Raw genomic sequence first — 3575 nt, 5'->3', positions numbered from 1 at the left:
CCACGTGACCTAGGTTATGTCAACACTTTTTTCGGCACTTTTTTAAGATTTTTTCGTGAAACACTAGGATTCGTGTAAAAGGAAACATGCTTAATTATCGCCTTTATCGGCATTAAAAATTCTTCAAAAAATCTCAAAAAAAGTAGTATTTTCAGCTGTTTTTTTCATAAAAACCGCCGAAAGTCAGTAAAATTTTTCTTTGCTGCGCAGATTTTTTTCTTAAAATCATGTAGGTTTTTTCTTCTATCTTCATTATCCGCAGACTGCCGATTCAATACATATCCTTCCAGAGCATGCTTTTACATACTTTCCTTTAAAATAAATACGCTGAGTTTTCAATAATTCTATGACAAAGTTGTCTGAAAATGCTATAATAAGATGACTTCTATTTGCAGCCTTTGGTATTGGCTGCGCAGTCAATATAATGAAGAAGAGGTAGAAAATGTTTAAAGTACTAAAATTCATTGTCATCAGTGTTGTTTGCCTCATTATAATGGGAGCATCAGTGCTTTATGGCTTCTCCAGTCTTTTTGCACCTCCTAATATGGATGAAACACTGATTCCGGACGCTGCTTCACAGTTCTATGATATCAATGGTAACGCAATCTATACTACGCTTTCGGAAGAACGCAGAGTACCTGTTACTATTGATAAGATTCCTAAGCATGTGCAGCGTGCCTTTATTGCTATTGAAGATAATCGCTTCTATGAACACGGTGGTATTGACTACCGCGGCACAGCACGTGCTCTGCTTTCTACATTAAGCGGTCACGAAGTACAGGGCGGCAGTACCATTACCCAACAGCTGGCAAAGAATGCTTTCCTTACCCAGGAACGTTCCATCATCCGTAAAATTAAGGAAGCTTTTATTGCCAAGGAACTTGAGCACAAATATACTAAGGATGAAATCCTCACTATGTATCTGAACCAGATTTATTTCGGTCAGGGTGCATACGGTATTGAAAGTGCTTCCATGTATTACTTCAATAAGCATGTCCAGAATCTGGATATCGCTGAAGCTGCTACTCTGGCAGCTATTCCCAAAAGCCCTAACTACTTTAATCCTTTTGAAAATCCGCTGGAAAGTAAAAAACGTCAGGAGCTTGTTATCGACCAGATGGTTAAATACGGTTTTATCTCTGCTGCCGATGGTAATGCTGCCAAAGCAGAAAAGCTTGTCTTCAGCACAACACATAAAACCAATTCCGATCCTCGCTCCTATTTCTTCGATATGATTACCCAAAAGGTTATCGAAGAGGTTGGTGCAGACGCTCTCTATAAGGGCGGTCTTAAGATTTACACCACTTTAGACCCGGATATGCAAAAGGCTGCTGAAAATGCTATGAAGCATCTGCCGGGCTATTATACAGACGGCAAGAAGCTGACTCAGCCGCAAATGGCTCTGGTTGCCGTTGACCCGCATAACGGTTATGTTAAAGCTATGATCGGCGGCCGCGGCCAGGATAAGTTCAACCGTGCTACTCTTGCAGTACGTCAGCCCGGTTCTGCCTTCAAGCCTTTTGTCTATCTGACCGCAATGCAGAACGGTTATTCTCCGGCCAGTGTCATTGAAGATAAGGAAGAAGAATTCTCTCCCGGCTGGAAACCGCAGAACTCCGACAGAGCATGGCACGGTAAGGTAAGCCTGCGTACTGCTCTGGTACGTTCTATGAACGTGCCTACCGTTAAGCTGGCCCAAGAGGTTGGTGTAAGCAAAATTATTAACAATGCCGAAAAAATGGGTATTACTACTCTGGTTGATTCCGGTGCTTACAGCGATGCAAACCTCGCTATGGCACTCGGCGGCCTCAGCAAGGGCGTTAATCCCTTGGAAATGGCTGCAGCCTACGGCGTTCTGGCAAGCAATGGTATGTATTGCAAGCCTATTGCTCTGCTGAAGATTGTTGACCGTGAGGGTAAGGTTCTGTACGAAGCTAAGCCTGAACCCAAACGTGTTATTGATGCCGAAGCAGCATACCTGACTACTAATATGCTGCAGGATGTTCTTATCAGCGGCACTGCAGGCGGCATGGGAATCGGCCGTCCGGCAGCAGGTAAAACCGGTACTACCGATACCTACATTGATGCCTGGTTCGTTGGTTACACTCCCGACCTCAGTACTGCCGTATGGGTTGGCGATGATAACAACAAATCTATGAATCGTATGTACGGCAGCGGCGCTCCGCTTTCTATCTGGCATGATTTCATGGTCAACGCTCTGGCCTCTACTCCGCGCACCGGCTTCAGCAATCCGGGCGTAGCTGTTCCGCCGGAACCGGAAATCAAGCAGGATGATAAGGACAAAGATAAAGACAAGGATAAAGATAAGGACAAAGACAAGCAGGCTCCCGCTACGGTAACAACTGAAGGCAATGCCAACCAGGCACCTGTAGTAAGCAACCAGCCCACTAAAAAGAAACGCAGCATGAAGGACCGCGTTAACGAAATCATGGGCAAGCCTGTTGTCAGCAACCAGCCTACTCCGCGTAACTAATTCACTTTTATGGTGGTCACCAAGTGTGCCCACCATTTTTTATTGCTCAAAACTAAGTATATTGTATACATGAATACAGATTTATGCTATAATAATGACAGCTATAAATCAGCTTAAATTAACGAACTATACTAATAAAAGGAGTACTGCCATGGAGAAGAAACCCGTAAAAATAGTTGAAACCGTCCTGCGTGACGGCCACCAGTCCCTTGCTGCCACCAGAATGCGCATCAGCGACATGCTGCCGGCACTGGAACAGTTGGATAACGCCGGCTACTATGCTTTAGAGGCTTGGGGCGGCGCCACCTTTGACTCCTGCCTGCGCTTCCTTAACGAGGATCCCTGGCAACGTCTGCGCACACTCAAAAAGCATCTGCGTAAAACCCCGATTCAAATGCTGCTGCGCGGTCAGAACATTTTGGGCTATAACCATTATGCCGATGATGTTGTACGCGAATTTGTAAACCGTTCTGTTGATAACGGCGTATCCATCATCCGTATTTTCGATGCTCTTAACGATACCCGCAACCTGGAATGTGCAATGCGTGCCGCTAAGGAAGCAGGCGCACATGTTCAGGGCTGTATTGTATATACTATCAGCCCCTACCATCAGGACAAAGACTTTGTTCAATTAGGTAAGGAGCTGGCGCAGATGGGCGCTGATTCCATCTGCATTAAGGATATGGCCGGTCTGCTGCGTCCCTACGCTGCCGAAAGCCTTATCCGCAGCCTGAAGGCAGAGCTTGACCTGCCTATCGACCTGCACACCCACTTCACCAGCGGTATGGGTGATATGACTTACCTGAAGGCTGTTGAAGCCGGTGCGGACATGATTGATACCGCGCTTTCTCCGTTCTCCGAATCCACCAGCCAGCCCTGCACCGAAGCTTTGGTAGCAACGCTGGAGGGCACTCCCTACGATACAGGCATCAGCCTTGCCGAGCTTAATGCATTAGCTGACTATTTCAAGGATGTACGCAAAAACCTTATCCATGACTTCAACCTTAATGCCAACATCCCCATCGATCCCAAGGTGCTCACCTTCCAGATTCCCGGCGGTATGCTTTCCAACCTGCTGAAC

General features: G+C 46.1%; 2 protein-coding genes. Both read left to right on the top strand.

The genetic code is table 11. The features are described 5' to 3' along the window. Positions 1-442: 442 nt before the first annotated feature. Positions 443-2494, top strand: coding sequence for a transglycosylase domain-containing protein (locus BN587_RS10155; RefSeq protein ID WP_021721029.1), 2052 nt, complete (start codon positions 443-445; stop codon positions 2492-2494). A gap of 151 nt (positions 2495-2645) precedes the next feature. Next, on the top strand, positions 2646-3575 hold a 930-nt coding region (locus BN587_RS10150; RefSeq protein ID WP_303684971.1), incomplete at its 3' end, for a pyruvate carboxylase subunit B.

Source organism: Phascolarctobacterium succinatutens CAG:287 (assembly GCF_000434895.1).
Classification (GTDB): Bacteria; Bacillota; Negativicutes; order Acidaminococcales; family Acidaminococcaceae; genus Phascolarctobacterium_A; species Phascolarctobacterium_A succinatutens_A.
The sequence above is the reverse complement of the archived record's forward strand: the minus strand, read 5'-3'. Positions and strand labels throughout refer to the sequence as shown.

Coding starts and splice junctions, on each gene's coding strand:
- BN587_RS10155 (WP_021721029.1), top strand. CDS start 443: ATGTTTAAAGTACTAAAATTCATTGTCATCAGTGTTGTTTGCCTCATT.